Source organism: Pannonibacter sp. I15F10I1 (assembly GCF_900185665.1).
GTDB lineage: Bacteria > Pseudomonadota > Alphaproteobacteria > Rhizobiales > Stappiaceae > Pannonibacter > Pannonibacter indicus.
On sequence record NZ_FYAN01000003.1, the window covers coordinates 1 to 26841 of the forward strand.

General features: G+C 64.0%; 22 protein-coding genes. 8 read left to right on the top strand and 14 right to left on the bottom strand.

The window, feature by feature from the left end; genetic code table 11:
- The first annotated feature begins 963 nt into the window (after positions 1 to 963).
- Positions 964 to 2892: a M23 family metallopeptidase gene (locus tag IF10I1_RS01730; RefSeq protein WP_208977129.1), complete on the top strand. Its 1929-nt coding sequence runs from the start codon at positions 964 to 966 to the stop codon at positions 2890 to 2892.
- 103 nt (positions 2893 to 2995) lie between these two features.
- Here the strand turns inward: IF10I1_RS01730 and clpB are convergent, their stop codons facing one another.
- From clpB to IF10I1_RS01760, 6 genes are all read right to left on the bottom strand, one after another.
- Positions 2996 to 5599: an ATP-dependent chaperone ClpB gene (gene clpB, locus IF10I1_RS01735; protein ID WP_186392475.1), complete on the bottom strand. Its 2604-nt coding sequence runs from the start codon at positions 5597 to 5599 to the stop codon at positions 2996 to 2998.
- Between the two features lie 330 nt (positions 5600 to 5929).
- Positions 5930 to 6925: a DUF4167 domain-containing protein gene (locus tag IF10I1_RS01740; RefSeq protein WP_208977128.1), complete on the bottom strand. Its 996-nt coding sequence runs from the start codon at positions 6923 to 6925 to the stop codon at positions 5930 to 5932.
- Positions 6926 to 7304: 379 nt separating this feature from the next.
- On the bottom strand, positions 7305 to 8177 hold the full coding sequence (prmC, locus tag IF10I1_RS01745) for a peptide chain release factor N(5)-glutamine methyltransferase (protein WP_186392473.1): 873 nt from the start codon (positions 8175 to 8177) through the stop codon (positions 7305 to 7307).
- A gap of 4 nt (positions 8178 to 8181) precedes the next feature.
- Positions 8182 to 9255, bottom strand: a complete 1074-nt coding sequence (prfA, locus tag IF10I1_RS01750) for a peptide chain release factor 1 (protein WP_186392472.1) — start codon at positions 9253 to 9255, stop codon at positions 8182 to 8184.
- A gap of 72 nt (positions 9256 to 9327) precedes the next feature.
- Positions 9328 to 11595 (bottom strand): phosphoenolpyruvate--protein phosphotransferase, encoded by a 2268-nt coding sequence (gene ptsP, locus IF10I1_RS01755; protein WP_186392471.1) that lies wholly within the window; start codon positions 11593 to 11595, stop codon positions 9328 to 9330.
- A gap of 71 nt (positions 11596 to 11666) precedes the next feature.
- Complete coding sequence (locus IF10I1_RS01760; RefSeq protein WP_058898649.1) at positions 11667 to 12917, bottom strand: aspartate kinase; 1251 nt, start codon at positions 12915 to 12917, stop codon at positions 11667 to 11669.
- 181 nt (positions 12918 to 13098) lie between these two features.
- Between IF10I1_RS01760 and ubiG the strand changes: the two genes are divergently transcribed.
- From ubiG to IF10I1_RS01785, 5 genes are all read left to right on the top strand, one after another.
- A complete protein-coding gene (gene ubiG / locus IF10I1_RS01765) occupies positions 13099 to 13860 on the top strand; it encodes a bifunctional 2-polyprenyl-6-hydroxyphenol methylase/3-demethylubiquinol 3-O-methyltransferase UbiG (RefSeq protein ID WP_186424338.1) in 762 nt (253 codons plus the stop codon).
- A 135-nt stretch (positions 13861 to 13995) separates the two neighbouring features.
- Positions 13996 to 14622, top strand: a complete 627-nt coding sequence (locus tag IF10I1_RS01770; RefSeq protein ID WP_050475144.1) for a LysE family translocator — start codon at positions 13996 to 13998, stop codon at positions 14620 to 14622.
- A 90-nt stretch (positions 14623 to 14712) separates the two neighbouring features.
- Positions 14713 to 15303 carry a LysE family translocator gene (locus IF10I1_RS01775; RefSeq protein ID WP_244284680.1) on the top strand — a complete coding sequence of 197 codons (591 nt, stop codon included), beginning with the start codon at positions 14713 to 14715 and terminating at the stop codon, positions 15301 to 15303.
- A gap of 61 nt (positions 15304 to 15364) precedes the next feature.
- The gene (locus IF10I1_RS01780; RefSeq protein ID WP_186424339.1) at positions 15365 to 16057 is read left to right on the top strand and encodes an alpha/beta fold hydrolase; all 693 of its coding nucleotides are present in this window, start codon (positions 15365 to 15367) and stop codon (positions 16055 to 16057) included.
- Between the two features lie 262 nt (positions 16058 to 16319).
- On the top strand, positions 16320 to 16877 hold the full coding sequence (locus IF10I1_RS01785) for a phasin family protein (protein WP_050475142.1): 558 nt from the start codon (positions 16320 to 16322) through the stop codon (positions 16875 to 16877).
- Positions 16878 to 16955: 78 nt separating this feature from the next.
- Here the strand turns inward: IF10I1_RS01785 and IF10I1_RS01790 are convergent, their stop codons facing one another.
- The 4 genes from IF10I1_RS01790 to IF10I1_RS01805 form a co-directional block, all read right to left on the bottom strand.
- Positions 16956 to 17468, bottom strand: a complete 513-nt coding sequence (locus IF10I1_RS01790; RefSeq protein WP_186414932.1) for a DUF1178 family protein — start codon at positions 17466 to 17468, stop codon at positions 16956 to 16958.
- A complete protein-coding gene (locus tag IF10I1_RS01795; RefSeq protein ID WP_186414931.1) occupies positions 17465 to 18313 on the bottom strand; it encodes a carbon-nitrogen hydrolase family protein in 849 nt (282 codons plus the stop codon). The genes IF10I1_RS01790 and IF10I1_RS01795 overlap by 4 nt, the downstream gene beginning before the upstream one ends.
- Before the next feature lie 17 nt (positions 18314 to 18330).
- A complete protein-coding gene (grxC, locus tag IF10I1_RS01800) occupies positions 18331 to 18588 on the bottom strand; it encodes a glutaredoxin 3 (protein WP_082206150.1) in 258 nt (85 codons plus the stop codon).
- 298 nt (positions 18589 to 18886) lie between these two features.
- Positions 18887 to 19684, bottom strand: a complete 798-nt coding sequence (locus IF10I1_RS01805; RefSeq protein WP_186392466.1) for a ComF family protein — start codon at positions 19682 to 19684, stop codon at positions 18887 to 18889.
- Between the two features lie 105 nt (positions 19685 to 19789).
- Here IF10I1_RS01805 and IF10I1_RS01810 point away from each other — a divergent pair, with 105 nt between their 5' ends.
- Positions 19790 to 20680 carry a methyltransferase domain-containing protein gene (locus IF10I1_RS01810; protein ID WP_186392465.1) on the top strand — a complete coding sequence of 297 codons (891 nt, stop codon included), beginning with the start codon at positions 19790 to 19792 and terminating at the stop codon, positions 20678 to 20680.
- On the opposite strand, the gene IF10I1_RS01815 is transcribed toward IF10I1_RS01810, so the two are convergent.
- The 4 genes from IF10I1_RS01815 to IF10I1_RS01830 all read right to left on the bottom strand — a co-directional run bounded on the left by IF10I1_RS01815 (position 20681) and on the right by IF10I1_RS01830 (position 23720).
- Positions 20681 to 20914 (bottom strand): Flp family type IVb pilin, encoded by a 234-nt coding sequence (locus IF10I1_RS01815; protein ID WP_197717536.1) that lies wholly within the window; start codon positions 20912 to 20914, stop codon positions 20681 to 20683.
- 49 nt (positions 20915 to 20963) lie between these two features.
- A complete protein-coding gene (gene mutT, locus IF10I1_RS01820; RefSeq protein WP_050475137.1) occupies positions 20964 to 21368 on the bottom strand; it encodes an 8-oxo-dGTP diphosphatase MutT in 405 nt (134 codons plus the stop codon).
- A 77-nt stretch (positions 21369 to 21445) separates the two neighbouring features.
- The gene (gene argJ / locus IF10I1_RS01825) at positions 21446 to 22687 is read right to left on the bottom strand and encodes a bifunctional glutamate N-acetyltransferase/amino-acid acetyltransferase ArgJ (protein WP_050475136.1); all 1242 of its coding nucleotides are present in this window, start codon (positions 22685 to 22687) and stop codon (positions 21446 to 21448) included.
- 157 nt (positions 22688 to 22844) lie between these two features.
- Positions 22845 to 23720 carry a peptidylprolyl isomerase gene (locus tag IF10I1_RS01830; RefSeq protein ID WP_050475135.1) on the bottom strand — a complete coding sequence of 292 codons (876 nt, stop codon included), beginning with the start codon at positions 23718 to 23720 and terminating at the stop codon, positions 22845 to 22847.
- A gap of 276 nt (positions 23721 to 23996) precedes the next feature.
- Here IF10I1_RS01830 and secA point away from each other — a divergent pair, with 276 nt between their 5' ends.
- Complete coding sequence (gene secA / locus IF10I1_RS01835) at positions 23997 to 26783, top strand: preprotein translocase subunit SecA (protein WP_186392484.1); 2787 nt, start codon at positions 23997 to 23999, stop codon at positions 26781 to 26783.
- The last annotated feature ends 58 nt before the right edge of the window (positions 26784 to 26841 follow it).

The following is a 26841-nucleotide window of genomic DNA, read 5'->3' on the forward strand; positions in this document are numbered from 1 at the left end:
GTTCTGAGCCAGGATCAAACTCTCAGGTTAAACAAAAGTTCAATCACAGGCACCAATTCTCAATCGCTGCATAAAGCACTCAAAGTTCCCTGACACTTCTCAGCGCCAGAAACTCGACAGAGACCATTTCAATCTCACGACCAAAATGTGTCTTCCTTGCTTCTTTTCCGAAAAAGAAACGTACCTGTCCGTAACCCTTGCTTCTTAGCAAATCCGTCGCCAGATCCGCCGAAGCGCAAAGTCAACGCCGGCCGCGTTTCCCTTCCTTCAAATATCTAATTGTCAAAGAACTGAACACATAAGCGTTCACCCCGTTTCCGGGAACCGCAGACAACTAAACCGTTCGCTCTTGCGAGCTCCTCGCGGCTCAGTCGTTTTCGGCTGACCCGACAGCGCTTGGCGCCGTGTTTCCGTGGCGCCGCCGTCGATGGAGCGGTTTATAGCCAGACCCCTCAGAGGAGTCAACACAGATTGTCAAAAAAGATTCACAAGGCAGGAACCCCGCAGAAACGCTCAGGTTCACGCGGGCTGCCCCTGTGATTTGCGCCCCTTTTCCCCACAAGCCGGCTTAAAAAAATGCGGGCCGCCTGAAAAAGATATTCCCGTCCGCCTGCCAGCCCCGCCATCCGGCCACAGGAGACGCGGGAAAGGCGCCTTCACACTGGCTCTGTCCCCCATCTATATATGAGCCAGCCATATTCATGCCTGAAACCGCGCTTATCGACCGCTTCACCCTCAGGTACGGGAACAACAGTGATATGGCAAAGCGCCTGCGCCGTTGACCTTTGCGGCGGCAGGCTGCATTTTCCGTCAGGTTCCGGATGGTTCCGGCCGGCGGAGGTTTCCGTGCAGTGCGTGGCCTTGCAAGGACAATGCGGGGCAGGACGACATGAACAGACAAGGCAACTGATGCATCTGGGCCCCTTTCAGTCTCACGCTCTTCCAGCGGTTGAACTTGGCACCATGCCGCCGCTCGTTGTCTATGACGAGCGGAACGCCTTGCCGGACCGCCGCAAGGTGAGCCTGCGCTGGCTGACCGGGACTGTTCTGACGGGCGTGACGTCGATCGTGTTGATGGGCGGCGCATTGGTAGCAGCCCTCGATGGACAATACCGCGTTGCCGCCGCGACCGCCCACACGCCCAGCCCTGAAATTCTGAACACCGCTGGCGCCGGGACGAAAGGAGACCGGATCAGCAAGGCCGCAGCCCAGTTCACCAGCAAGCGCATCATTCCGTTGAATGTCGTGACGCGCAGCGGTGATCAGGAACACATCAAGGCCAGACCATATACCTTTGTGAACACCACCCTGACCACCCGGCGCCTCACCGATGTGGAGGGCCGCATCCCGGCCTTCAATCCGCTGCAGATGTTCGCCGATCAGAAGCCGCTGGATGAGCGGACGGTCAGCGATGCGGTCTATTCCGCCAAATCGGAAGGTGAATTCACGCTGGCCCAGAGTGACTTTCCGGTCAACAGCCCGCTGATCGACACGGCCCTCACGCCTTCGGAGACGGAAGTGGAGCGGCAGGTCCGGGTTTCAGCCCAGTTTCTGAGCGAAAGCGGCATCCAGATCGCCTCGCGGACCATCGTTGACCCGGACCGTTTCGACTTCAACCTCGCCCGCCAGCCCGACTTTGCCCGGCTGTCCGTCCGGATCACCCAGGAAAACGTCTCCTTCGTTTCCAAGCAGGCGGGCACAGCCCCGGTGGCCGGCTTTGACGAGCGGATCATTCCGGTCGAGCAGGACATGGCCTTCAAGGACATTCTCCTCGACAATCAGGCATCTGATCCGGAGGCCGAGGCCATTCTGGCCGCCTTCCGCTTTGGCGCAGGCATTGTGGACCTCGAACCGGGCGACAGGCTGCGTCTGGCGCTTGGCGCCGATCCGGCGGATCCAACAATCCCGCGCGTGGAGCGGGTCAGCATCTATAGCGAGAACCGGCACAAGGCGACCGTCGCCCGCTCCGACAACGGCATCTATGTGACCGCCAATGAGCCGGCCGGAGACCTGCTGGACGCCTTTGCAGAGGCTGACCGCAGCACCTTCAGCGGCAGCACCGGCGGCCCTTCGGTGTCGCTCTATGAAAGTGTCTATCAGACCGCGCTTGAGCAGCAGATCCCGGAAGACCTGATCAAGGAACTGATCGGCGCCTTCTCCTACGATGTGGATTTCAACGGCCGCGTCCAGCCGGGCGACTCGCTGGAAGTGTTCTATGGCGGCGGTGATGACGAGACTGGCGGGAACGGCGAGATCCTTTATGCCTCGCTGCACACCGGCTCCGCCGAGCGGCGGCTGTACCGCTTCCGCGCCCCGGACGACGGTTCGGTTGACTACTATGACGAGGAAGGCCGCAGCGCGAAGAAATTCCTGATGCGCAAGCCGCTCTCCGGCGGCACCTTCCGCTCGGGCTTCGGCATGCGCCAGCATCCGGTTTACGGCTTTGGCAAGATGCACACGGGCGTTGACTGGTCCGCCCCGCGCGGCACGCCGATCATGGCCTCCGGCAACGGCACCATCATCAAGGCCGGCTGGGAATCCGGCTACGGCAAGCGGGTGGAGCTGCGCCACGCCAATGGCTATGTCACCACCTACAATCACATGAACGACTTCGGCCCCGGCATCAAGGAAGGCGGGCGCGTCACACAGGGCCAGATCATCGGCTATGTGGGCTCCACCGGCCTCTCCACCGGACCGCACCTTCACTATGAGGTGCTGGTGAACAACAACTTCGTCGATCCGATGCGCATCCGCCTGCCGCGCGGCCGGGTGCTGGATGGCGACATGCTGGCGAATTTCGAGCAGGAGCGCACCCGTATCGACGCCCTGCTGGATCGCGGGCAGAAGCCTTCGCGCTTTGCTTCGGCTGCCGCATCACCGGCGGCACGCTGACACAACAGTCTCGCACAGCCGGACAGCAAGATACAAAGACCCGCCGGATCGCTCCGGCGGGTCCTTTTTTTCATGACCTGGCGTTTTCAAGACTGGCGGCGCATCAGGCCGCCGCAGATTCGCCGGACGCCGGACTCGTGGTGAAGATCAGCCGGTCCGTTCCGGCGCTGACCGCCACGTGGTCGCCGTCCTTGACCGTGCCGGAGAGGATTTTCTCTGCCAGCGGGTCCTGCACATCCTTCTGGATCACCCGCTTCAGCGGCCGGGCGCCATAGGCGGCGTCATAGCCCTTCTGCGACAGCCAGCCGATGGCACTCTCGTCCAGATCCAGCGTGATCTTGCGGTCGGCAAGCAAGGCCCGCAGCCGCTCCAGCTGGATCGAAACGATGGAAGCCATCTGGTTGCGCTGCAGCCGGTGGAAGAGCACGATCTCGTCCAGACGGTTGAGGAATTCGGGCCGGAAATGGCCGCGCACCACACCCATCACCTCATCGCGCACCTTGTCCGTATCCTCGCCCTCCGGCTGGTTGACCAGATATTCGGCGCCCAGATTCGAGGTCATGATGATCAGCGTGTTGCGGAAGTCGACGGTGCGGCCCTGACCATCGGTCAGGCGGCCGTCATCGAGCACCTGCAACAGCACGTTGAACACATCCGTATGGGCCTTCTCAATCTCGTCGAAGAGCACGACCTGATAGGGCCGGCGGCGCACCGCCTCCGTCAGGGCCCCGCCCTCCTCATAGCCGACATAGCCCGGAGGCGCGCCGATGAGGCGGGAGACCGAGTGCTTCTCCATGTATTCCGACATGTCGAGGCGGACCATCGCCGTGTCGTCATCGAAGAGGAACGAAGCCAGCGCCTTGGTCAGCTCCGTCTTGCCCACGCCCGTGGGTCCGAGGAACATGAAGGAGCCGATCGGCCGGTTCGGATCCTGCAGCCCGGCGCGGGCGCGGCGGACGGCAGTGGAAACCGCATGGATCGCCTCGGCCTGGCCGATCACCCGGCCCGCCAGCACGTCTTCCATGCGCAAGAGCTTGTCACGCTCGCCTTCCAGCATCTTGTCGACCGGAATGCCCGTCCACTTGGAGACGACCTGCGCGATGTGGCTGGAGGTCACCGCCTCATCCAGCATCGCCCCCTTGGCACTGGCACCGGCCATATCGGCGAGCTTGCGCTCCAGTTCCGGAATGACGCCATAGGCCAGCTCGCCGGCCCGGGCAAGATTGCCCTGCCGCTGTGCCTTTTCCAGCTCGCTGCGGGCGCCGTCCAGCTGTTCCTTCAGCTTCTGCTCAAGGTTCAGCTTGTCCTTTTCGCCCTGCCAGCGCTGGGTCAGCGCATCGGATTCTTCCTCAAGCGACGTCAGTTCCTTCTCGAGCCGGACCAGACGGTCCTGCGCGGCCGGATCGCTCTCCTTCTTCAGCGCCTCACGCTCGATCTTGAGCTGGATGATGCGCCGGTCGAGCTCGTCAAGCTCCTCGGGCTTGGAATCCACCTGCATCCTGAGGCGGCTGGCCGCTTCATCCATCAGGTCGATGGCCTTGTCCGGCAGGAACCGGTCGGTGATGTAGCGGTTCGACAGGGTCGCGGCGGAGACGATGGCCGAATCGGTGATGCGCACACCGTGATGCAGCTCGTATTTCTCCTTGATGCCGCGCAGGATGGAGATGGTGTCCTCCACCGTCGGCTCGCTGACGAAAACCGGCTGGAACCGGCGGGCCAATGCTGCGTCCTTTTCCACGTGCTTGCGGTACTCGTCGAGCGTGGTCGCGCCAACGCAATGCAGCTCGCCACGGGCAAGGGCCGGCTTCAGCAGGTTGGAGGCGTCCATCGCCCCGTCCGCCTTGCCTGCACCGACCAGCGTGTGCATTTCGTCGATGAACAGAATGATGCCCCCCGCCGCCGTCTCGACTTCGGAGAGAACTGCCTTCAGGCGCTCCTCGAACTCGCCGCGGTATTTGGCACCGGCAATCAGCGATCCCATGTCGAGGGCGAGAAGCTGCTTGTCCTTCAGGCTTTCCGGCACATCGCCGTTGACGATGCGCAGGGCAAGGCCCTCGGCAATGGCCGTCTTGCCGACGCCCGGCTCACCGATCAGAACCGGATTGTTCTTTGTGCGGCGGGAGAGAACCTGAATGGTACGGCGGATTTCCTCGTCGCGGCCGATCACCGGATCAAGCTTGCCGTCACGGGCGGCCTGCGTCAGGTCACGGGCATATTTCTTCAGCGCATCATACTGGTTTTCGGCACTGGCAGAGGTGGCCGTGCGGCCCTTGCGCAGGGCATTGATCGCCTGATTGAGATTGGCCGGGGACACGCCCGCCTTGGCCAGCAGCTTGCCGGCCTCGCTGTCATTGTCCATGGCCAGAGCCAGCAGCATGCGCTCGACGGTGACGAAGCTGTCGCCCGCCTTGTCGGCCACCTTCTCGGCCTGCTCGAAGAAACGCGCCATGGCGGGAGACAGATAAAGCTGCCCCGAGCCGCCGGAGACTTTCGGCAGACGGGAAATCGCCTGCTCGACGGCGATGCGGACATCCTGGGACGAGCCGCCCGCGCGGTCGATCAGACCGGCGGCCATGCCTTCCGGATCATCGATCAGCACCTTGAGCAGATGTTCGGGGAGGAACTGCTGATGCCCCTGCCCCAGCGCAAAGGTCTGCGCAGACTGGATGAAGCCGCGCGCCCGTTCGGTGTATTTTTCCATATTCATTCGCAAAACTCCTTTCCGCCTGACCACCCGTAGCATGGCCGGCGTGCTGGACTGCGGGCCCCATTCGGCAGGCAGCCCCGGCCTTGCGGCCGCAAGCTGCCCCAGCGGGCACCCGCGCCATCACTCGGATGGCAAGGCTCATATAGTGTTGCAAATTGACAACAAAAGGGGGCGTCCGGCAACTCCGGAAGGATCCTGATCCCCGGAGCTTTCGCGGGGCTCACCCTGCGCAGCCAGGCGCAAAGAGAAGATGGGCCGGCAGGCGCAAAGAGAAAGGGCGCCCCGCAGACCGGAGCGCCCTTTCGTATCTTTCTGTACCCTGCGGCCTGATCAGGCGTCGCTGGAAGTGGTTTCTTCCACATCCTTGGTGCGGCGCGGACGCGGCGTGCGCCGGGCGCGGGGCTTGGGCTCCTCACCGGCTTCCACCGGAGCGGCAGCCTCGGCCGGAGCAGCAGCCTCGGCCGGAGCCGGGGCAGGCGCGGCGGCGGCCTCTTCAGCCGGAGCTTCCTCGCCCTCACGGCGCTGGCCACGGCCACGGGTACCGCGCAGGCGGCGGCGCGGGCGGCCATCCTCACCGTCTTCACCTTCGGCTCCGGGATAAACCGCAGCTTCCGTCTGAACCGGCTCGTCATGGACCGGACGGCTGATATGCCCCCCGTTCAGGCCCGGAACCGGCATGTGCTCGATGAAGGGCTGCGGCTCGTCGGCCGCAACATATTCAACCGGGCGCGGTGCGCGTTCCTGGCGGTCGTCGCGGTCGCGGCGCTCATACCGGTCCTGCCGGTTGCTGCGCTCGGAACGCTCCTGACGCATCGGGCGGTCACCGCGTTCGGGGCGCTCAGCACGCTCCTGACGGTCCCCCCGGTCCTGACGGTCCCTGTCCTGGCGTTCGCCACGGTCCTGACGCCCGGGACGGTCTTGCCGCTCCATGCGCTCAGGACGTTCAGAACGCTCGGGCCGCTCCGGCTGGTCTTGACGGTCGGAACGCTCGTTGATCTCGGCGCCGTCGGCACCCTGATCCTCGCCATCCTCCTCGTCATAGCCGTTGTCGAACCGCAGGCCGCCGCTTGCCGCCATGTTCGGCTGAGCCGCCGCAACGATGCGGTAATAGTGCTCGGCATGCTGGAAATAGTTTTCCGACATGATCCGGTCACCGGCTGCCTGTGCGTCGCGGGCCAGCTGCTGGTACTTCTCGGCGATGTGCAGAGCCGTACCCCTGATCTTCACGTCCGGGCCGTTCGATTCAAACGTCCGGGTCAGCGGATTCGGTCCCTTACGGCCCCGGTTGTTCCGCATACGCTGCTTGTTTTGATTTCCTGGTCTCATCCTGCCGTTAACTCTTAAGGAACGGCGGCCGGCAAGGCCGGCCAATCAAAAGCGCGTCTGTATTCCCTGCGCTGGGGTTCCGGCTTTACCCGGCTCCAGTGAAGGGAGCATGACCGGCTGTGAACAATGAACCGCCACGACAGCCTCACCCGGCGAAGGGCAACGCAATCGTCATATTCTGCGACAGACCGACAGTCCGATTAATCAGAAAATGTTCGGTTTCCAAAACGCGTTGCGATCGTTCGGCCCATAATCCCTGCGTGGGCTGGATCGCCGATATGGCGAGAAACTCGCCCCGACCGCGTTATCCCGGCTTCGGCAAAGTGAAACTAGCCGGTTCGCGTCAGATTTCCAAGCCTTTTTTCAAGGATGTCCGCAGTCAACCCGATGCCGGCTTAATGCCCGTCACCACACGGTCATTTCCGCCGAGATCCTGAATGATTTCAAGATCCTGAAATCCGGTCTCAGCCATCAGGCCACAAACGGCCCCGCCCTGGTCGAAGCCAATCTCGAAGCCGAGCCGCCCGCCGGGGCGCAGCGCAGCCAGCGCTTGCGGCACGATTGCACGGTAAGCAACAAGCCCGTCAGGCCCGCCATCAAGCGCCAGAACCGGGTCATGCTTGCGCACATCTTCATCGAGCCCGGCGATCACATCCGAGGCGATATAGGGCGGATTGCTGACGATCCACTCGAAGACAGGCGCAAGACTTTCCGCATAACTTGCCTGCGCGAAGCAAAGCCTGTCTTCCAGCCCGTGGCGCTTTGCATTGGCACGCGCCGTCTCCAGCGCACCGCGTGACAGATCAATGGCAAGACCGCGTGCCTGCGGCAGTTCATTGAGCAGGGCCAGAATGATGGCGCCCGTCCCCGTGCCGATATCGGCAATCAGCGGACTGGTGAGGCCGCCCGCCCGCGCCAGTATCGCCTCCACCAGAATTTCCGTGTCGGGACGTGGCTCCAGCGTATCCGGGGAGAGGGTCAGATCCAGGCCGAAGAACTGCCGCTCGCCCAGAATGCGGCCCACAGGCTCCCGCGCCTCGCGCCGCTGCGCGTAGTGGCGGGCCAGCGCAGCCACGGTCTCATTCACCGGATCATCAGCGCGCAGCACCACATCACCGGGAGACAGGCCGGCAGCAGCGGCCACCAGCAAACGGGCATCCAGCTCCGGCGAGGCAAGGCCCGCCTTGCGGAACCTGTCGCGCAGCGCGCGGTAAAGCGCCCCGGGAGTTGGCACATCCTCTGCCTCAGACATGGGGTCAGCCCTCCTCGGCCGCCATCAGCGTTGCCTGATGATCCACGGTCAGCGCTTCCACCAGTTCGTTCAGCGCTTCGCCCGCCAGCACCTGCTCCAGCTTGTAGAGCGTCAGCCCGATGCGGTGATCGGTGACCCGGCCTTGCGGGAAATTATAGGTGCGGATGCGCTCCGACCGGTCGCCGGAGCCCACCTGCAGGCGCCGCGCCTCGGAACGCTCGTTAGCTGCCTTGTCGCGCTGCGCATCATAAATGCGGGCGCGCAGCAGCTGCAGGGCTCTCGCCCGGTTCTTGTGCTGGGAGCGTTCGTCCTGCACCGCCACGACGATACCGGTGGGCAGATGGGTGATGCGCACGGCCGAATCGGTGGTGTTGACGTGCTGGCCGCCTGCGCCCGAGGCCCGGTAGGTGTCGATCTTCAGGTCCGATTCCTGAACGTCCACATCCACCTCCTCGGCCTGCGGCAGCACGGCAACCGTGGCGGCAGAAGTATGAATGCGCCCACCCGATTCGGTTTCCGGAACGCGCTGCACCCGGTGCACGCCTGATTCGAACTTGAGCCAGGCAAACACATTCTCGCCCGTGACGGAGGCGATCACTTCCTTGAAGCCGCCCGCCTCGCCTTCGCTGGCCGACAGCACTTCCACCTTCCAGCCCTGCAGCGCGGCATAGCGCTGGTACATGCGGAACAGGTCACCGGCAAAAAGCGCCGCTTCATCGCCGCCCGTTCCGGCCCGCACTTCCAGAATGGCGTCATTCTTGTCGGCGCTGTCCTTGGGCAGAAGGCCGATGCGCACGGCCTGCGTCAGCTCCTCCACCTTCTGCGTCAGCTCATCGCGCTCCAGCTCGGCCAGTTCCCGCATTTCCCGGTCACTGCCCGCCTCGGCGATCAGCACCTCGGCCCCGGCCAGATCTTCTTCCGCCTTGCGCAGGGCCTGCACGGCGCGCACCAGCGGCTCCAGCTCGGCATATTCGCGCGACAAACGCACATATTCCCCCGCATCCGGACCGCAGGACATGCGGTGTTCGAGTTCGGCAAAGCGGTTCAGCAGTGTGTCGAGTTTTGCTTGCGCCAGCATGAGCGCATGTCTCCAGAGCCACGGGAGAAAGGGGCCTCCCGGCAGTAAACGGGATGAACGGCAGGCGCGGCGCTACAGCGCCACGTCCTGCTCTTCGGCAAAGCGCCGCAGGAAGGCACGGATTTCGTGATCCGGGTGCCCGTGATCAAGGCGCGGCAGCAGGCGTGCCGACAGGCGCCCCGCATCAAGGCTGCGCAGCATCGCCTTCACCGGGCCCAGCGAGGCCGGCGACATGGACAGGGAGCGGTAGCCGATCCCGATCAGGGCCATGGCCTCCAGTGGCTTGCCGGCGATTTCCCCGCAGAGCGTCACCGGCACATGGTGCCGCCCGGCCACATCCACGATCTGCTTCAGCGCCCGCAGGAAGCCAGGGCCGAGCGTGTCATAGCGGTCGGCAACACGGGTATTGCCCCGGTCCACGGCACAGAAGAACTGGAACAGGTCGTTGGAGCCAATGGAGGCAAAGTCCACCACCTGGAACAGCTCTTCGAGCTGGAACAGCAGCGAGGGCACCTCGATCATCACGCCGAGGCGGATGGAATCGGGCACGTCATGGCCATGGCGGCGGGCGTGTTTCAGCTCGCGCTCCACCAGTTCCTTCGCCCGGTGGAACTCGGAGACTTCCGAAACCATCGGGAACATGAGCTTCAGCTCGCGGCCTGCGGCTGCACGCAGCAGCGCACGCACCTGGGTGCGCAACAGGCCCGGCCGGTCAAGGCCAAGGCGCAGGGCGCGCCAGCCCATGGCCGGGTTCTCTTCCTGGATCGAGCGCAGATAGGGCAGCACCTTGTCGCCGCCGATATCGAGCGAGCGGAAGGTCACGGGCTTGCCATCCGCCGCATCCAGCACCTGCGTGTACTGGGCCTGCTGATCGGACAGGCGCGGGAAGGACGAAGCCACCATGAACTGCAGTTCGGTGCGGAACAGGCCAACCCCCACCGCCCCCGACTCGGTCAGATGCGGCAGATCGACCAGAAGGCCCGCATTCATCTGCAGCGCGATTTCCACCCCGTCCTTGGTGACGGAGGGCTTGTTGCGCAACCGGCGGAACTGGGCCTGACGGCGGGCGCGGAAGCGCACCTTTTCCGCATAGGCATCCTGCACGTCCGAAGCGGGGCGCAGATGCACCTCGCCGGTGCCGCCATCAACGATGATGGCATCGCCCGCATCCGCAAGGCTGACGATATCCTGCACCTGGCCGACAGCGGGAATTCCGAGGGCCCTCGCCACGATGGTGACGTGGCTGGTCGGACCGCCCTCCTCCAGCACCACGCCGCGAATCCGGTCGCGGTCATAGTCGAGAAGTTCGGCGGCGCCCATGTTGCGGGCAACGATGATGGCATCCTGCGGCAGGCTGCCGGTGCCGCCGCCATGCTGGCGGCCCATGAGTTCGCGGATCAGCCGGTGCGCAAGATCGTCGAGATCATGCAGGCGCTCGCGCAGATAAGGATCGGTCTGGCGCAGCATGCGGGCGCGCATGTCGCTCTGCACCTTTTCCACGGCGGCTTCCGCCGTCAGGCCGTTGCGGATCGCCTCTTCGATCTTGCGGATCCAGCCCCGGTCATAGGCGAACATGCGATAGGCTTCGAGCACATCCCTGTGCTCACCCGTCTGCGCAAAGTCACCGGAGGCCAGTAGGCTGTCGATGGACAGGCGCAACCGGTCGATCGCGCCTTCAAGGCGGCCCGTCTCGTGATCGGTATCCTCGGCAATGAGGTTGGTGACGACGACGCGCGGCTCGTGCAGCACCACGTGGCCGAGCCCCACACCCTCGGCCAGCCCGACGGCCGAAAAGCGGAAGGGACGGGAGAGATCCAGCCCCGTGCCCGGCTTGGCGATGGCTTCCAGCTCGCCGGCGGCGACCATTTCCGCGATGACCATCGCGGTGGTCTGCAGCGCCTCGACCTCGTCCTCGTAATAGGTGCGGTGCGACTTGTTCTGCACCACCAGAACGCCGAGCGTGCGCCCGGCGCGCAGGACCGGCACACCCAGGAAGGAGTTATAGGCCTCTTCACCGGTTTCCGGCAGATAGGCGAAGGCGGGATGCGCCCGCGCATTGGGAAGATTGAGCGGCCGCGCTTCGGCAGCGATCAGGCCGACGAGGCCCTGCCCGACGCGCAGCGACGCCTGGTGCACGGCCTCGCGGTTGAGGCCTTCGGTGGCATAAAGCTCCAGAACGCCGTCAGCACGCAGAATATAGACGGAGCAGACCTCGGCGACCACATTCGCCGCGATCAGGACCACGATCTTGTCGAGCCGCTCCTGCGCGTTGATCGGCTCCGCCATGACTTCGCGAAGCCTGCGGAGCAACAGGCGCGGACCGGCCAGGTTGCTGCGCATGGGTCAGCTCCGTTCCTGTCGGCGCGGGCAGGCAGACACGTTCATCGTATCTGCCCGGCCCAGGCTGGTTATTACCCGTCCAAACCGTATAGCGAATGGAGAGTCCTGACCGCAAGTTCCGTGTAGGCGGAATCGATCAGCACCGAGATCTTGATTTCGGAGGTGGTGATCGCACGGATGTTGATGCCCTTCTCCGCAAGGCCGCGGAAACACTCGGCTGCAACGCCCGCGTGCGAGCGCATGCCAATGCCGATCACCGACACCTTCACCACATCGCGGGCGCCTTCCAGAGCACCGAAACCGAGTTCGGCGCGCCTGGCTTCCAGCGTGCTCATGGCCCGGTCGTATTCTGATTCGGGCACGGTGAAGGTGATGTCCGTCGTCTTGCCGTCCGGCGAGATGTTCTGGACGATCATGTCCACGTTGATGTTGGCGTCGGCCAGCGGGCCGAACACGGCACCGGCAACACCCGGCTTGTCGGGCACGTTGCGGATGGAGATCTGGGCTTCGTCCTTGGCAAAGGCGATGCCGGTCACGACTTGCTGTTCCACGAGTTCGTCCTCGTCGCAGATGAGAGTTCCGGGGGGAAGACCGTCCTTGCCCTCCTGCGGGGCATCGGGATCGTCAAAGCTTGAACGCACGAAGGTGCGCACGCCATGCACCATGGCCATTTCGACCGAGCGCACCTGCAGCACCTTGGCGCCGAGCGAAGCCATTTCGAGCATTTCCTCGAAGGCGACGCGGTCAAGGCGGCGGGCTTTCGGCACGATGCGCGGATCGGTGGTGTAGACCCCGTCCACGTCCGTGTAGATGTCACAGCGGTCGGCCTGAATGGCGGCGGCAATGGCCACGGCCGAAGTGTCGGAGCCGCCACGGCCGAGCGTGGAGATGCGGTTGTCCGGGGCAATGCCCTGGAAACCGGCCACCACGGCCACCTGGCCCTGTTTCAGCCGCTCCACCATGAAGGCGCCGTCAATGCCCGCAATGCGGGCCGCGCCATGCGAACCATCGGTCCGGATAGGGATCTGCCAGCCCTGCCAGGAGCGGGCATTGACGCCCATTTCCTGCAGCACGATGGCCAGAAGCCCCGAGGTGACCTGTTCGCCGGAGGCGACAACGGCGTCATATTCGCGCGCGTCATGCATGGGAGCGGCTTCACGGCACCAGGCGACCAGCTGATTGGTCTGCCCGGCCATGGCCGACACGACGACGGCAACTTCATGGCCAGCGTCAACTTCCCGTTTCACATGGCGGGCAACATTGCGAATGCGTTCGATATTCGCGACGGACGTGCCGCCGAACTTCATAACCAGTCGGGCCATCGTGGTTTTTGTCTTCCCGTCGAGAGCCATATGGGCGCGAGCGCGCCCGGCGGATCGGCCGCAATCCATACAGCCACAACGCCGCATCTGCAACAGGGAGCCTTGACAAAGCGGCCCTGACGCGAAAGGTCACACCTCAGAGCGCAAGCCCCGCGCAAGACCTCATCCGGGAAGGACAGTCATGAGCACCGAGACCACAAGGGACCAGGCCGCAACCGGCAGCACCGTCGATGAGCGGGAAGTGGCCCGTTTTTCCGCCATGGCCGCCGAATGGTGGGACCCGGCCGGCAAGTTCAAGCCGCTGCACAAGTTCAATCCGGTGCGCCTTGCCTATATCAAGCAACAGGTCTGCGCCCGCTTCGGCCGCGACCCGAAGGCCAGTGACGCCTTCAAGGGCCTGCGCTTCCTCGACATCGGCTGCGGCGGCGGGCTCTTGAGCGAGCCCATGGCCCGTCTTGGCGCCGAAGTGGTCGGCGCCGACCCGTCGACGGTCAATATCGAGATTGCGAAGCTCCATGCAGCCCAGTCCGGCCTTGCCATCGACTACCGCGCCTCGACCGCCGAGGAACTGGCGGCAGCGGGCGAGACCTTTGACGTGGTGCTGAACATGGAAGTGGTGGAGCACGTCGCCGATGTGCCGCTGTTCCTCACCGAAGTGTCGCGCATGGTCCGCCCCGGCGGACTGATGTTCGTGGCCACCATCAACCGCACCCTCAAGGCCTATGCGCTCGCCATCGTCGGCGCCGAATATGTGCTGCGCTGGCTGCCGAAAGGCACCCACTCCTACGAAAAGCTGGTCCGCCCGGAGGAAATCGAGCGCCCGGTGACGGCCGCAGGCCTCACGGTGACCGACCGCTGCGGCGTCACCTTCAATCCGCTCACCGACAGCTGGAACCGCTCGCGCGACATGGACGTGAACTACATGCTGCTCGCCAGCCGCTGAAGCAGCTACCCGGGACAGAGAAACGGTCAGGTTAGATAAACGGAATAGTGTCACGTGACGCTATTCCGTTTTCACCAAAAGCGTCACGCCTCTATTCTGCAGGCCATTCAGACATTTACCCGAGCACAGCCTGTCATGACGCCGGACCTGATCGCCGCCTTTATTCTTTACGCCTTCGTCTCCTCCATCACGCCGGGGCCGAACAACACCATGCTGCTGGCCTCGGGTGTGAACTTCGGCCTCAGGGCCTCCCTGCCGCATATTCTGGGCATCAATATCGGCTTCTCGATTCTGGTGCTGTCCTGCGGGCTGGGCATAGGCGCACTCTTCGAACTGTGGCCGGCTCTCCATGACGTGCTGAAATATGCCGGTGCGCTTTACATGGCCTGGCTCGCCTGGAAGATCGCCCGCTCCGGCGCGCCGCAGACTGCGGGCGCCAAGCCGAAGCCTTTCACATTCCTGCAGGCGGCGGCCTTCCAGTGGGTCAACCCGAAGGCCTGGATCATGGCCATCGGCGCCATCGCTGCCTACACACCCGCAGATGGCTTCTTCACCAACGTGCTGATCATCACCCTGCTCTACAGCCTCACTGGCGGCCCCAGTTCTCTCGCTTGGGCGGCGGCGGGCACGCTGCTGCGCGGTTTCCTGGCGAACCCGAAGCGGCTGCAGGTCTTCAACATCGCCATGGCGCTGCTGCTTCTGGCATCGCTTTATCCGGTCATGATCGATGCCGCGCAGGGCATTGGCCTGATGCTGCACTGACATCCTGCTTCTGCCGTCCATTGACTGTGGAAACAGCAACCATATGATCCTGGTCAATGCTTGAGACAGCGGATGCTCAAGATTGGCGGCATGACCAGTGACATGACCCTTGCAGGCTTCATCGGTGCCGTCTGTGTACTGCTGTTGACCCCCGGCCCGACCAACACGCTCATGAGCATTGCCGGAGCAAGCGCGGGCATGCGAAGGGTCGTGTCTCTGCTTCCGGCGGAGATACTGGGCTACCTCCTCACCATCGTTCCGCTCACCCTGCTCGGTTCAAGCCTGTTTGCCGCCTGGCCACAAGCGGCAACAGCCGTGAAGTTTCTGGCCGGCCTCTGGATCATGATACTCGCCCTGCGCCTCTGGCGTCTGCCGGACCCGGAATCTGCGAAGGGGCGTGTCACGCAGGGGCAGGTGTTCATCACCACCCTGTTGAACCCCAAAGCCCTGATCTTCGGCCTTGTCCTGATTCCCGGACCGCCGGATGCACGGTTTCTTCCCTACCTGACGGTCTTCTGCAGCCTCGTCATATCGATTGCCCTGCTTTGGGGCTTTGCCGGACGGCTGACGCAGACAGGGGCCGCTTCCGGACAAAAGCGGCTGCAGGTTTTTCAGCGGGCGGCAGCGCTCTGGCTCATGTTCATCTCGCTCTCGCTGATTGCCCGCACATTGACAGCCTGACACACCTCGCAGAGAAAGACTTCTGACTGGACACGTCAACACCAGCGGGAGATCCCCACGCATGACCGAGGCTGTCGTCTTCATTCCGGGCCTGCTCTGCACCGAGCTGCTGTTTGCCGCACAGATCGCCGCCTTCTCGGACCGGCCGATCCTCATCGGCGATCACCGGGAAGCGGACAGCATCAGCGCCATCGCGGACGGCATTCTGGCAGCAGCACCTGAGCGCTTTGCCCTCGCCGGGCTTTCCATGGGCGGCTACATCGCCATGGAGATCATGCGCAAGGCGCCGGAGAAGGTGACGCGCCTGGCCCTGCTGGACACCAGCGCCCGGCCCGACATGCCGGAGCAGGGCGAGCGCCGCCGCGTGCTGATGCAGATGGCGCAGGCGGGCAAATTCGCCAAGGTGCCGCATCTGCTCTATCCGGGGCTGGTGGATGCCTCGCGCGCCGAGGATGAAACGCTGAAGGCCGTGGTGGTGGAAATGGCGGAAGACACGGGGCCTGAGGCCTTCGTGCGCCAGCAGACCGCCATCATGGCCCGGATCGACTCCCGCCCCTTCCTCGGCCAGATCGCCTGCCCCATGCTGGTTCTGGCAGGGGAAGGCGACACGCTGACGCCGCCCGCAATCGCCCGTGAGATCCACGAGGCCATCCCCGGCAGCCGCCTCAGCCTGATTGCCGGGGCCGGGCACCTCTCCACGCTGGAGGCCCCAGGCGCCGTCACCGCAGAGCTGCAGGCCTGGATGCGCGCCTGAGAGGTCAGGCCGGCCGCGTCACACTGCCGCAGGATTTGAGGACCAATGCCGCAATCCCGCCGCAGACCGGGCATTTTCTTATGAGGCAGATCAAAACGGTTGTCACATTCCCTTGCTAACCTAGCGGCACGTGTGCATGCTGAGGTCTCACCCGCGGTAATTGCCAGCAGCATGCAGGCTACGGCCTGACAGACCGCAAGCAGCGGCAAGGCAGGCGTCTCTCCTTCTGAAGACGCGCAATCGACATCTGTGGGAGGTCGACATGACAAAAAACCGGATTGAACATGACACCGCCGGAAACGGCACCATGGGGCTCACCGCGCCGTGGATGAATGTGGCATCCAGCAATTGGGCCAATAACTGGTCATGGGCCGAACGCTCTGACAAGCTGGGCGAACACACGCTCAGCGCCCTGGAAACCGCCAGCCGTCAGATGCTGGAAGGCAGCGAGAAGGCCTTCACCGGCCACATGGACTTCGTGAACCAGCGGCTCAAGGCAGATCTCGCCTGCTTCCGCTCGCTCGTGGCCTGCAAGGAACCGGCAGAAACCGCCAAGACCCTGCAGGGCTTCTTCCGTGACATGTGGCACGACTACGAAGCCCAGGCGCAGAAGACGCTGGAGCTGTTGCAGACCAGCCTCGCCGAAACCTCGAAGGCCGGGGATCTGGTCGTCGATACGGCGGCAGAGGTGGTCGAAGACATGGCCCAGCAGACCATGGAAGCGGCCTCCAAGGCCATGGAACCGGCCAACAGCAACGGCAGTGGCGAAACGGCAGCCCGCAAGGCCGCCCCGCGCGCAAAGCCGGCTGCCAGCGCCTGATCAGGCTCCATCCAACAACAGCCGGGCCACCCGTTCAAGCTGGCCCGGCTGCTGGCATGGACTGAGCGAAGGCAGCAATCAGTTGCGGTCTTCCGGCAGCACCGGCAGCGGCAGGATGCTGATGCCCTCTTCCAACAGGGCCTGGGCATCATCCGGGCTGGTCTCGCCGTAAATGCTGCGATGATCCGCCTCGCCATAGTGCATCTTGCGGGCCTCATCGGCAAAGGACTGGCCCACATAATCGGCATTCGAGACGATCTGCTGGCGCAGTTCCCGGATCTTCTCAAGAAGCTCGGCGTGGCGTGAATCCGAGGCGATCATGGCCGATGTTGCACCTGCCCCTGCCCCGGCGGGCGCTGCAGGCGCGTCAACGGCTGCCGCCGCTTCCGCGCCGCCGCTCACAGGAGCAAGGCTCTCCCGCCGCTCCGAGGTGCTGACGGCAGGCGCCATCAAAGCCTTGGTGACGTCATCAGACCCGCAGGCCGGACAGCTCATCAGTCCCTGCGCCGTCTGGCGCTCGAAATCTCCAGAATTGCGGAACCAGCCCTCGAACTCATGGGCATTGTCGCAGCGGAGCGTGTAACGGATCACGCCTCAATCTCCTTGCCGGTCTGCGTCAGGGTGAAATCCCGCTCGTTGGCGATGGCGGGAATGCGCTGACGCGCCTTCAGCGTTTCTTCTGTGTCGATACGGGCGGTCACGAAGCCCGGTTCATCATGGTCAAGTTCCGCGATCACCGCACCCCAGGGGTTGACGATCAGGCTGTGGCCATAGGTCTCGCGCCCGTCCTCATGCTTGCCGCCCTGAGCGCTGGAGATGACGAAGGCGCCATTCTCGATCGCCCGCGCCCGCTGCAGCACATGCCAATGCGCCTCGCCCGTCTGGCGGGTGAAGGCGGCCGGCATGGTCAGCACCTCGGCCCCGGCGCGCGCCTGCGCCCGGAACAGGGCCGGAAAGCGCACGTCATAGCACACGGCCATGCCGAGCCGTGCAAAGGGCAGATCCGCCACAAGGCTCTCGCAGCCGGGCCGGTAGGTCGCCGATTCCCGCCAGCTTTCGCCGTTGGGCAGATCCACGTCGAACATGTGGATCTTGTCGTATTTCGCCTTCAGGCTGCCATCGGGGCCAATGAGAAAGCCGCGGTTTGCCGCCTTGCCCGGCTCCAGCAGAATGGCGAGCGAGCCGATATGCAGCCAGATGCCAAGCTCTGCGGCCAGCGCGCGGAAGCGGGCGAGCGAAGGGTCTTCCGCCTCTACCCGGATCTTGGCCATCAGATCCTCGCGGCTGCGCTCCAGCAGATTGGTCATCTCCGGCGTTTGCACATAGTCCGCCCCCGCTGCGGCCGCCTCGCGGATCAGCGCTTCGGCAGCGGCACTATTGGCAGCAACGTCCCGGCTGGAGCGAAGCTGCACGCAGGCGGCGGTAAAGATGGCCATGTGTCACAAGCTCCGGATCAGGCAGCGAGCATGGGATCGAGCTTGCCCGCCCGGTCCAGATCATGCAGGTCGTCACAGCCGCCCACATGCACCCCGCCGATGAAAATCTGCGGGAAGGTGCTGCGGCCGTTGGCCTTGGCAATCATCTCGGCCCTGAGGCCCGGATCAAAACTGGCATCATGCTCGGTATAGGCAACGCCCTTGCTGTCCAGAAGGCGCTTGGCCGCAGAACAGTAGCCGCACATCTGCCGGGTGTAGATGATGACTTCAACCACGTTTCAACTCCTTATGGGCAGCTCACCGCCCCTCAGGCCACTGACAGCCCTCACAATCGTCATCCCGGACGCAGCGAAGCGGAGATCCGGGACCGGAGAGCCAAGGCCTTCCGGCTGCAGCTCCCTGAAACAGCATATGCCCCGGCTCACCGGTCCCGGCTCAAGGCCGGGATGACGATGGAGGGGCATCAGCCCGTCAAGAATGCTCACAGACAGTCAAACTGCGCTTACCGGCTTATATCTGCCGGAACTTGCGCCGGACAAGCCCCGAAAATGGCCGTGGCCGGAGGGAAACCAGTCAGTCTGCAGTGAGCGAGGGATCGGCGATGGCAAAGGTCAGCACGTCCACCTGCCGCGCACCGGCCCGCAGCAGCACCCGCGTGCAGGCCTCAACCGTTGATCCCGTTGTCAGAACATCATCCACCAGCACCACCGGCCGCCCGCTGATCTTCATGGCCGCCTCCGGCCGGAGCGCAAAGGCACCGCGCACATTGCGGCTGCGCTCATCCGCATGCAGGCCCACCTGCTGGCGGGTACGGCGCCGCCGCTCCAGCATCAGCGGTTCAAAGCCCACACCCTTGATGCGCGCCACCTCCTGCCCCAGCAGGGCGGCCTGATTGAACCGCCGCTGCCACAGGCGCGTGCGGTGCAGGGGCACGGGTAGAACCAGCGTGTCAGGCTGGAACAACTCACGCCCGGCAGCTGCCATCAGCCGCCCCATGGGGGCTGCCACCTCGCGCCGCCCGCCGAATTTGAGCGCCAGCACCAAGTCCCGCGCCGGGCCGCCATAGAGGGTGGCTGCACGGGCCCGGTTGAAGAGGGGCGGCGAGGCGATGGCGCGGGCACTCAGGCCCTCCGGCCCCAGATCAAACGAGAGCGGCGTGCCATAGCGGGCGCACCAGGGCGCCTCGATGAAGGGCATCTGCCCCCAGCAGGAGGGGCAGACTGCATCGGGCTCGGCAGAAGGAGCATCGCAGGTGAGGCAGCGCGGCGGCAGCAGGAAATCGAGCCCGGCACGCCAGATCCGGCGCAATCCGCCGAGGGAGCGGCGGCGCCAGTCAAGGCTGTGTAGGCCTGCATCCGGTTCATGAAGCATCTGCCGCCTCTTGCAACCCGTGGTTCACGTCACCCTAGCAGCTTTTGACGGAAGCGGAAGGCTGGGCCTATAAGGCGGCATGCCCGGCACCCGGAAGGCACCCACATGACCCGCATCGACCTCATCGACCGTCCCCTCTTCGCCCAGCGGCGCAGCCGTGCCCTTGAGCGCCGCGTCGAAGGTGCCGACTTCCTGCTGGCCGCGGTCGCCGAAGATCTGGCGGACAGGATTGCGGCGGTGACGCGCGAATTCGGCACGGCGGTGGATCTGGGCGGCCACACCGGGCGGATTGCTGAAATCCTGCGCCAAAGCGGCAAGGCGGAGACGGTGCTGCGCGGTGACCTGTTCCTGCCCGACCCTGCCCTGCCCGCCCCGGATTTTGTCTGCGATGACGCGCTGCTGCCCTTGAGAGATGCATCCGTGGGGCTGATCGTCTCGGCGCTCAGCCTGCAGCTTGTCAACGACCTGCCGGGTGCACTGATCCAGATCCGCCGGGCCTTGCGGCCAGATGGGCTGTTTCTGGGGGCGCTGCTGGGCGGGGATACCTTGAGCGAGTTGCGCGATTGCCTGATGCGGGCGGAACTGGACGTGACCGGCGGCGCCGCCCCCCGCGTCGTGCCCTTTGCCGACACGCGGGATCTTGGCGCCCTGCTGCAGCGCGCAGGCTTTGCCCTGCCGGTCACGGACACGGACAAGCTGACGGTGCGCTACGACAATATCTTCGCGCTGATGCGGGATCTGAAGATGATGGGCGCCACATCGGCGCTGAACGAGCGCAGCCGCAAGCCCCTGTCACGGGCCGTGTTCCTGAAGGCGGCAGAACTCTATGCAGCAGATTACAGCGATCCGGACGGGCGCATCCGCGCAACATTTCAGGTGATGTATCTGTCCGGCTGGGCGCCGCATGAAAGCCAGCAGAAGCCGCTGAAGCCGGGTTCCGCGAAGGCACGGCTGGCCGATGCGCTGAAAGTGCCGGAAGATAAAAGCGGGGCCTGATCAGCCGCCGCGCAGGGCCGTGCTGATGATGGAGAAGGCGGTACCGATATCCTGGCCAATGGACAGGAGGGTCGCCATGATCGCTGCGGAGATGAAGGCCACCATCAGGCCGTATTCCACGGCCGTTGCACCTTTCACGTCGTCCCGGAAGCGGGCCGCCAGATCAAGGCCGATCTGAACGCGCTTCCTGGCGGGGGCACCAAACATGCCTGCCGGATTTTCGTCCAGTCGCATTGCAACTCCTAACCAGCCAGATACGCGGCTGTTTGCCTGTCGGTCTACATCAGGCGCCGACCAACCCGATCAGATGGGGGATCAGCGGCTCATCGGCCGGTGGCATGGGGAATTCCCTGAGCTTGCCTGCCCGCACCCATTTCAGGGTCTGCCCTTCCTGGGCTGCGGGAGTTCCTTGCCATCGCCGACAGACATACAATGGCATGAGGAGGTGAAAATCTTCATAAGCATGGCTGGCGAAGGTCAGAGGGGCTAGGCACTCTTCCTTAACGCTGATTCCAAGTTCCTCGGAAAGCTCGCGGATCAGACAGGCTTCCGGCCTTTCTCCAGCTTCCACCTTGCCTCCGGGGAATTCCCAGAGCCCTGCCATGGACTTCCCCTCGGGCCGCTGCGCGATCAGGATACGCCCGTCCGCGTCAATGAGAGCACAGGCAACGACAAGAACCATCCGCATGGCATGTTCCAATTTTAGACAGTTTTGAGCGGGCTCTTAAAAAATCTCAGAGCCCGCCCCGAAGAAAGTTTGACGGTTCAGCTGCGGTAATCGCCGTTGATCTCGACATAGGCCTTGGTCAGATCGCAAGTCCACACGGTGGCGGAGCCCTCGCCCAGACCAATCTCTGTGCGGATGACGATATGCTCCCGCTCCATCACGGCGGAAGCGGCCGCCTCCGAGTAATCCGGATCCCGTTCGCCATTGACGGCCACACGCACATCGCCGAACCAGATGGCCAGACGGTCACGGTCCGCCGGCTCTCCGGCCTTGCCGACAGCCATGACGACACGGCCCCAGTTGGCATCCTCACCGGCAATGGCGGTCTTCACCAGCGGCGAGTTGGCGATGGACAGGGCAATGCGCTTGGCCGACGCATCGGAAGAGGCACCCTCGACGCGCACTTCCACGAACTTGCGGGCGCCTTCCCCATCCCGGACGATCTGGTGGGCCAGATCCTGCATCACCTCGCCCAGCGCCTGACGGAAAGGCTCCAGACGCGGATCGGAGGCTTCGGTGACGCGCACAGCACCGCGTTCGGCCGCCTTGCCGGTGGCAAACAGCAGGGCCGTGTCGGAGGTGGAGGTGTCGCTGTCCACGGTGATGGCATTGAAGCTGCCGCCGACGGCGCCGGAGATCAGCTCCTGCAGCACGGGAGCTGCAACCGGAGCATCGGTGAAGAGGAAGGACAGCATGGTCGCCATGTCCGGGGCAATCATGCCCGCACCCTTGGCAATGCCGTTCAGCGTCACCGGCACACCGCCCAGATCCACCGTGCGGGTGGACACCTTCGGATAGGTGTCGGTGGTCATGATCGCCTTGGCCGTATCGAGCCAGGAACCGGCAACGGCATCAGACACCAGTCCGTCAACGACACCGGAGAACTTGTCCGCAGGCAGCGGTTCGCCGATCACGCCGGTGGAGGCGAGATAGATCTCGCCCTGGGCGCAGCCGACCGCCTTGCTGACGATGTCCGCCGAAAGCTCGACCGCTGCCTTGCCCTTCTTGCCGGTGAAGGCATTGGCATTGCCGGAGTTGACCAGCAGTGCCCGGGCCTTGCCGGAGGGCAGATTGGCGCGGCACCAGTCCACCGGGGCGGAGGGGCAGAGCGAGCGGGTGAAGACACCCGCCACTTCCGTGCCCTCATCCATCAGCACAAGGAGCACATCCGTGCGGCCCTTGTACTTGATGCCGGCAGCCGCCGTGGCAAAACGCACGCCTTCGATGACGGGCATCTCAGGGTAGGACTTGGGGGCAAGCGGGGAAACTTCTGTCGACATGACGGCCTCTGGCACTCAAATGCAATGAGCCGCAGCCTTGCCCGATGGAAGGGGGGTGCGCAAGACCCATGACACCCCCTGAAACAGGAAATCCCCCGGCGGGGTGCCGGGGGATCCCTGTCAGACTGGAAGCGCTTTGACTTCCGAACCTTCTATCTTACTGCGCGGCGGGCTTTGCAGCCTCCCCAGCCGGGGCATCGGCAGCAGCATCCTGCTTGATGATTTCCACCGGATTTGCGGCCTTCAGCTCTTCGATCAGCGTTGCATAACGCTCACGCATCAGCATCTGGCGCAGGCCATCGGAAACCTCTTCCAGCGACGGAGCACTCTGGATGCGCTTGTCTTCGGATTTGATGATGTGCCAGCCGAACTGGCTCTCAACCGGCTCCTTGGTGTATTCGCCCGGCTGCAGGGCAAAGGCAGCCGCCTCGAACTCCGGCACCATGCGGCCCTTGGTGAAATAGTCGAGATCACCACCATTGGCGGCCGAGCCGTCGCTGGAGTTGGCCTTGGCGAGTTCCGCAAAGTCGGCGCCGCCGTCCAGCTCCTTGATCAGCTTTTCGGCGTCTTCCTTGGAGGAGACGAGGATATGACGGGCGCGGACTTCTTCTTCGCCCTGGAAATCCTTGAATTCCTTGTCATAGGCCGCCTTGAGGTCGTCCTCGGTGATGGCGGCATCCAGCTTCTGCGCCACATAGGCATTGCGCAGGGCCTGCGTGGTCATGAAGCGGACCTGGCGCTGGAAGTCCTCATCCTTCTCAAGGCCTTCCTTCTTCGCCGCATCGGACAGAAGCGTCATGTCGATCATCACGTCCGTGAGAATCTGGCGCCACTGGGCCGGCGGGAAGCGCTGCAGCTGCGGGCCAAGGTCACGGGCGGCAAAGGCGATATCGGCTTCGGTGATTTCCGTGCTGCCGACCTTGGCAACAACGTCACCCGGTTCGGCCGCAGACAGGGCCGTGGCACCGAGGCTGAGCGCCGTTGCGGCGATCAGGACCGGGCGCAGGGGGCGGCTCATGAAAGAACGGAACATGTGGAGTCCTTAGGGTCAGAATTTGAACAGCTCTGCACCGCATGAGCGCGAGCTGCCGCAACCTTGCTGAAAGCGGCGGCGTTGACAAGCATCCTACCCCCTCTTATCTGTCGAACGTCCCGCGCCACCTTCAAGGGCGGGGCATCCATGGAACGGCAGCTTCGCAGCCCGCACGCGGGCAGGCAGGCAGACCGTGTACCGGAAATGAGATTTTTTTGAGGGCCGGCGACAGGGGCCTTGCACCTGATGCCGCCCGTCACTTGGAAGGACCGCCACATGGCCGGCCTTGGCGCATTAGCACGTAAGATTTTTGGCTCCCCGAGCGACCGCAAGATCAAGGCCATGAAGGCGAAGGTTGCGGCCATCAATGCTCTCGAAGCCGAAGTACAGGCATTGTCGGATGACGCGTTGCGCGCGCGCACCCAGACCTTCCGCGAGCAGCTGGCCAAAGGCGCCACGCTGGACGACATTCTGGCCCCTGCCTTCGCCACCGTGCGCGAGGCGGCCCGCCGCGCCCTCGGGCAGCGGCACTATGACGTCCAGCTGATCGGCGGCCTTGTCCTCAACTCCGGACAGATCTCCGAGATGCGCACCGGTGAAGGCAAGACGCTGGTCGCCACCGCGCCGGTCTATCTCAACGCCCTCGCAGGCAAGGGCGTCCACGTGGTGACCGTGAACGATTATCTGGCCCAGCGCGACGCCCAGATGATGGGCAAGGTCTACGGCTTCCTTGGCCTCAGCACCGGCGTCATCGTGCATGGCCTGTCCGACGAGGAGCGCCGCGCCGCCTATGCCGCCGACGTGACCTACGGCACCAACAACGAATTCGGCTTCGACTATCTGCGCGACAACATGAAGTATGAGCGTGCTTCGATGGTTCAGCGCGGCCACAACTTCGCTATCGTCGATGAAGTGGACTCGATCCTCATCGACGAGGCGCGCACGCCGCTGATCATCTCCGGCCCGCTGGAAGACCGCTCCGACTTCTACAACACGGTCGATGCCTTCATTCCGGCCCTGACGCCGGAAGACTACGAGATCGACGAGAAGCAGCGTTCGGCCACCTTCACCGAAAGCGGCAACGAAAAGCTGGAGAGCCTGCTGGGTGCAGCCAACCTGCTGCGCAGCGAGTCGCTTTATGACGTGGAAAACGTCAGCGCCGTGCATCACCTGCAGCAGGCGCTGAAGGCCCACAAGCTGTTCCAGCGCGACAAGGACTACATCGTCCGCAACGGCGAAGTGGTGATCATCGACGAATTCACCGGCCGCATGATGCCGGGCCGCCGCTATTCGGAGGGCCTGCATCAGGCGCTGGAAGCGAAGGAAAAGGTCCGCATCCAGCCGGAGAACCAGACCCTCGCCTCGATCACCTTCCAGAATTATTTCCGCATGTATGACAAGCTCGCCGGCATGACCGGTACGGCTGCGACCGAAGCGGACGAGTTCCAGGACATCTACGGGCTGGAAGTGGTCGAGATCCCGACCAATATGCCGGTCAAGCGCGTCGATGACGACGACGAGGTCTACCGGACCGCGGACGAAAAGTTCAACGCCATCGTGGCGCTGATCGACGACTGCAAATCCCGCCAGCAGCCGGTTCTGGTCGGCACCACCTCGATCGAAAAATCGGAAATGCTGGCCGAGCGCCTGCGCCAGCACGGCTACCGTCAGGTGGATGTGACCGATCCCAACGCCTTTGCGCCGCTGCAGAACGGCGATCAGGGCGGCAAGGAAGACAAGGTCTTCGCGGTGCTGAACGCCCGCTACCACGAGCAGGAAGCCTTCATCATCTCCCAGGCCGGTCTGCCCGGTGCCGTGACCATCGCCACCAACATGGCCGGCCGCGGCACGGACATCCAGCTTGGCGGCAACCCGGACATGCGCATCGAGCGCGAACTGGCGGACATGGAAGCCGGCCCCGAGCGTGATGCGCGCGTGGCCGCGATCCGCGCCGAAATCGAAGTCCTGAAGCAGAAGGCACTGACGGCCGGCGGTCTTTACGTCATCGGCACCGAGCGCCACGAAAGCCGGCGCATCGACAACCAGCTGCGCGGCCGTTCGGGCCGTCAGGGCGACCCCGGCCATTCCAAGTTCTTCCTGTCGCTGCAGGACGACCTGATGCGCATCTTCGGTTCCGACCGGATGGACTCCATGCTGCAGAAGCTGGGCCTGAAGGACGGTGAGGCCATCATCCACCCCTGGATCAACCGGGCTCTGGCCAAGGCCCAGCAGAAGGTGGAAGCGCGCAACTTCGACATCCGCAAGAACCTGCTGAAGTTCGATGACGTGATGAACGACCAGCGCAAGGTGGTGTTCGAACAGCGCATCGACCTGATGGATGGCGAGGACCTCGGCCAGACCGTGACCGACATGCGTCACGAGATGATCGACAATCTCGTCTCGCGGCATATCCCCGAACGCGCCTATCCCGAACAGTGGGATACGGAAGGTCTGGCAAAGGAAGTACAGACCCTCCTCAACCTTGACCTGCCGATCGTCGACTGGGCCAAGGAAGAGGGCATCGCCGACGAGGAAGTGCGCGAGCGCCTCATGAAGGCCGCCGACGCCGTCATGGAAGACAAGCTCGGCCGTTTCGGCCAGCAGATCATGAGCCAGGTGGAAAAGGCGATCCTGCTGCAGACGCTGGACAATCTCTGGCGCGAGCATCTGGCGAACCTCGATCATCTGCGTTCGGTCATCGGCTTCCGCGGCTATGCCCAGCGTGACCCGCTGCAGGAATACAAGACCGAAGCCTTCAACCTGTTCGAGACCATGCTGACCCAGCTGCGCCAGATCACCACCTCCCAGCTGATGCGGGTGGAACTGGTGACCCAGCAGGCGCCGCAGATGCCGGAAGAGCCGCGCGAGATGCATCCCCATCACCTCGACCCAGTGACGGGCGAGGACGAGATGGCCGATGAGCGGCCGTCGGGCGGTTTTGCAGCCACCGGCATTGCCCGCGACCCGAATGATCCCGCGACCTGGGGCAAGGTCGGCCGCAACGAGGTCTGCCCCTGCGGCTCGGGCAAGAAGTACAAGCACTGCCACGGCGTGCTGAGCTGACAAGAAGCAGATGCCTCCGGCCCGGCCGGGGGCATTTTTCCTGACGGGCCGGCCAGCG

Excerpts from the sequence above, each read along its gene's own strand:
- IF10I1_RS01730 (WP_208977129.1), top strand. The coding sequence starts at position 964 with ATGCCGCCGCTCGTTGTCTATGACGAGCGGAACGCCTTGCCGGACCGC.
- clpB (WP_186392475.1), bottom strand. The coding sequence starts at position 5,599 with ATGAATATGGAAAAATACACCGAACGGGCGCGCGGCTTCATCCAGTCT.
- IF10I1_RS01740 (WP_208977128.1), bottom strand. The coding sequence starts at position 6,925 with ATGAGACCAGGAAATCAAAACAAGCAGCGTATGCGGAACAACCGGGGC.
- prmC (WP_186392473.1), bottom strand. The coding sequence starts at position 8,177 with ATGTCTGAGGCAGAGGATGTGCCAACTCCCGGGGCGCTTTACCGCGCG.
- prfA (WP_186392472.1), bottom strand. The coding sequence starts at position 9,255 with ATGCTGGCGCAAGCAAAACTCGACACACTGCTGAACCGCTTTGCCGAA.
- ptsP (WP_186392471.1), bottom strand. The coding sequence starts at position 11,595 with ATGCGCAGCAACCTGGCCGGTCCGCGCCTGTTGCTCCGCAGGCTTCGC.
- IF10I1_RS01760 (WP_058898649.1), bottom strand. The coding sequence starts at position 12,917 with ATGGCCCGACTGGTTATGAAGTTCGGCGGCACGTCCGTCGCGAATATC.
- ubiG (WP_186424338.1), top strand. The coding sequence starts at position 13,099 with ATGAGCACCGAGACCACAAGGGACCAGGCCGCAACCGGCAGCACCGTC.
- IF10I1_RS01770 (WP_050475144.1), top strand. The coding sequence starts at position 13,996 with ATGACGCCGGACCTGATCGCCGCCTTTATTCTTTACGCCTTCGTCTCC.
- IF10I1_RS01775 (WP_244284680.1), top strand. The coding sequence starts at position 14,713 with ATGACCAGTGACATGACCCTTGCAGGCTTCATCGGTGCCGTCTGTGTA.
- IF10I1_RS01780 (WP_186424339.1), top strand. The coding sequence starts at position 15,365 with ATGACCGAGGCTGTCGTCTTCATTCCGGGCCTGCTCTGCACCGAGCTG.
- IF10I1_RS01785 (WP_050475142.1), top strand. The coding sequence starts at position 16,320 with ATGACAAAAAACCGGATTGAACATGACACCGCCGGAAACGGCACCATG.
- IF10I1_RS01795 (WP_186414931.1), bottom strand. The coding sequence starts at position 18,313 with ATGGCCATCTTTACCGCCGCCTGCGTGCAGCTTCGCTCCAGCCGGGAC.
- IF10I1_RS01805 (WP_186392466.1), bottom strand. The coding sequence starts at position 19,684 with ATGCTTCATGAACCGGATGCAGGCCTACACAGCCTTGACTGGCGCCGC.
- IF10I1_RS01810 (WP_186392465.1), top strand. The coding sequence starts at position 19,790 with ATGACCCGCATCGACCTCATCGACCGTCCCCTCTTCGCCCAGCGGCGC.
- IF10I1_RS01815 (WP_197717536.1), bottom strand. The coding sequence starts at position 20,914 with ATGCGACTGGACGAAAATCCGGCAGGCATGTTTGGTGCCCCCGCCAGG.
- mutT (WP_050475137.1), bottom strand. The coding sequence starts at position 21,368 with ATGCGGATGGTTCTTGTCGTTGCCTGTGCTCTCATTGACGCGGACGGG.
- argJ (WP_050475136.1), bottom strand. The coding sequence starts at position 22,687 with ATGTCGACAGAAGTTTCCCCGCTTGCCCCCAAGTCCTACCCTGAGATG.
- IF10I1_RS01830 (WP_050475135.1), bottom strand. The coding sequence starts at position 23,720 with ATGTTCCGTTCTTTCATGAGCCGCCCCCTGCGCCCGGTCCTGATCGCC.
- secA (WP_186392484.1), top strand. The coding sequence starts at position 23,997 with ATGGCCGGCCTTGGCGCATTAGCACGTAAGATTTTTGGCTCCCCGAGC.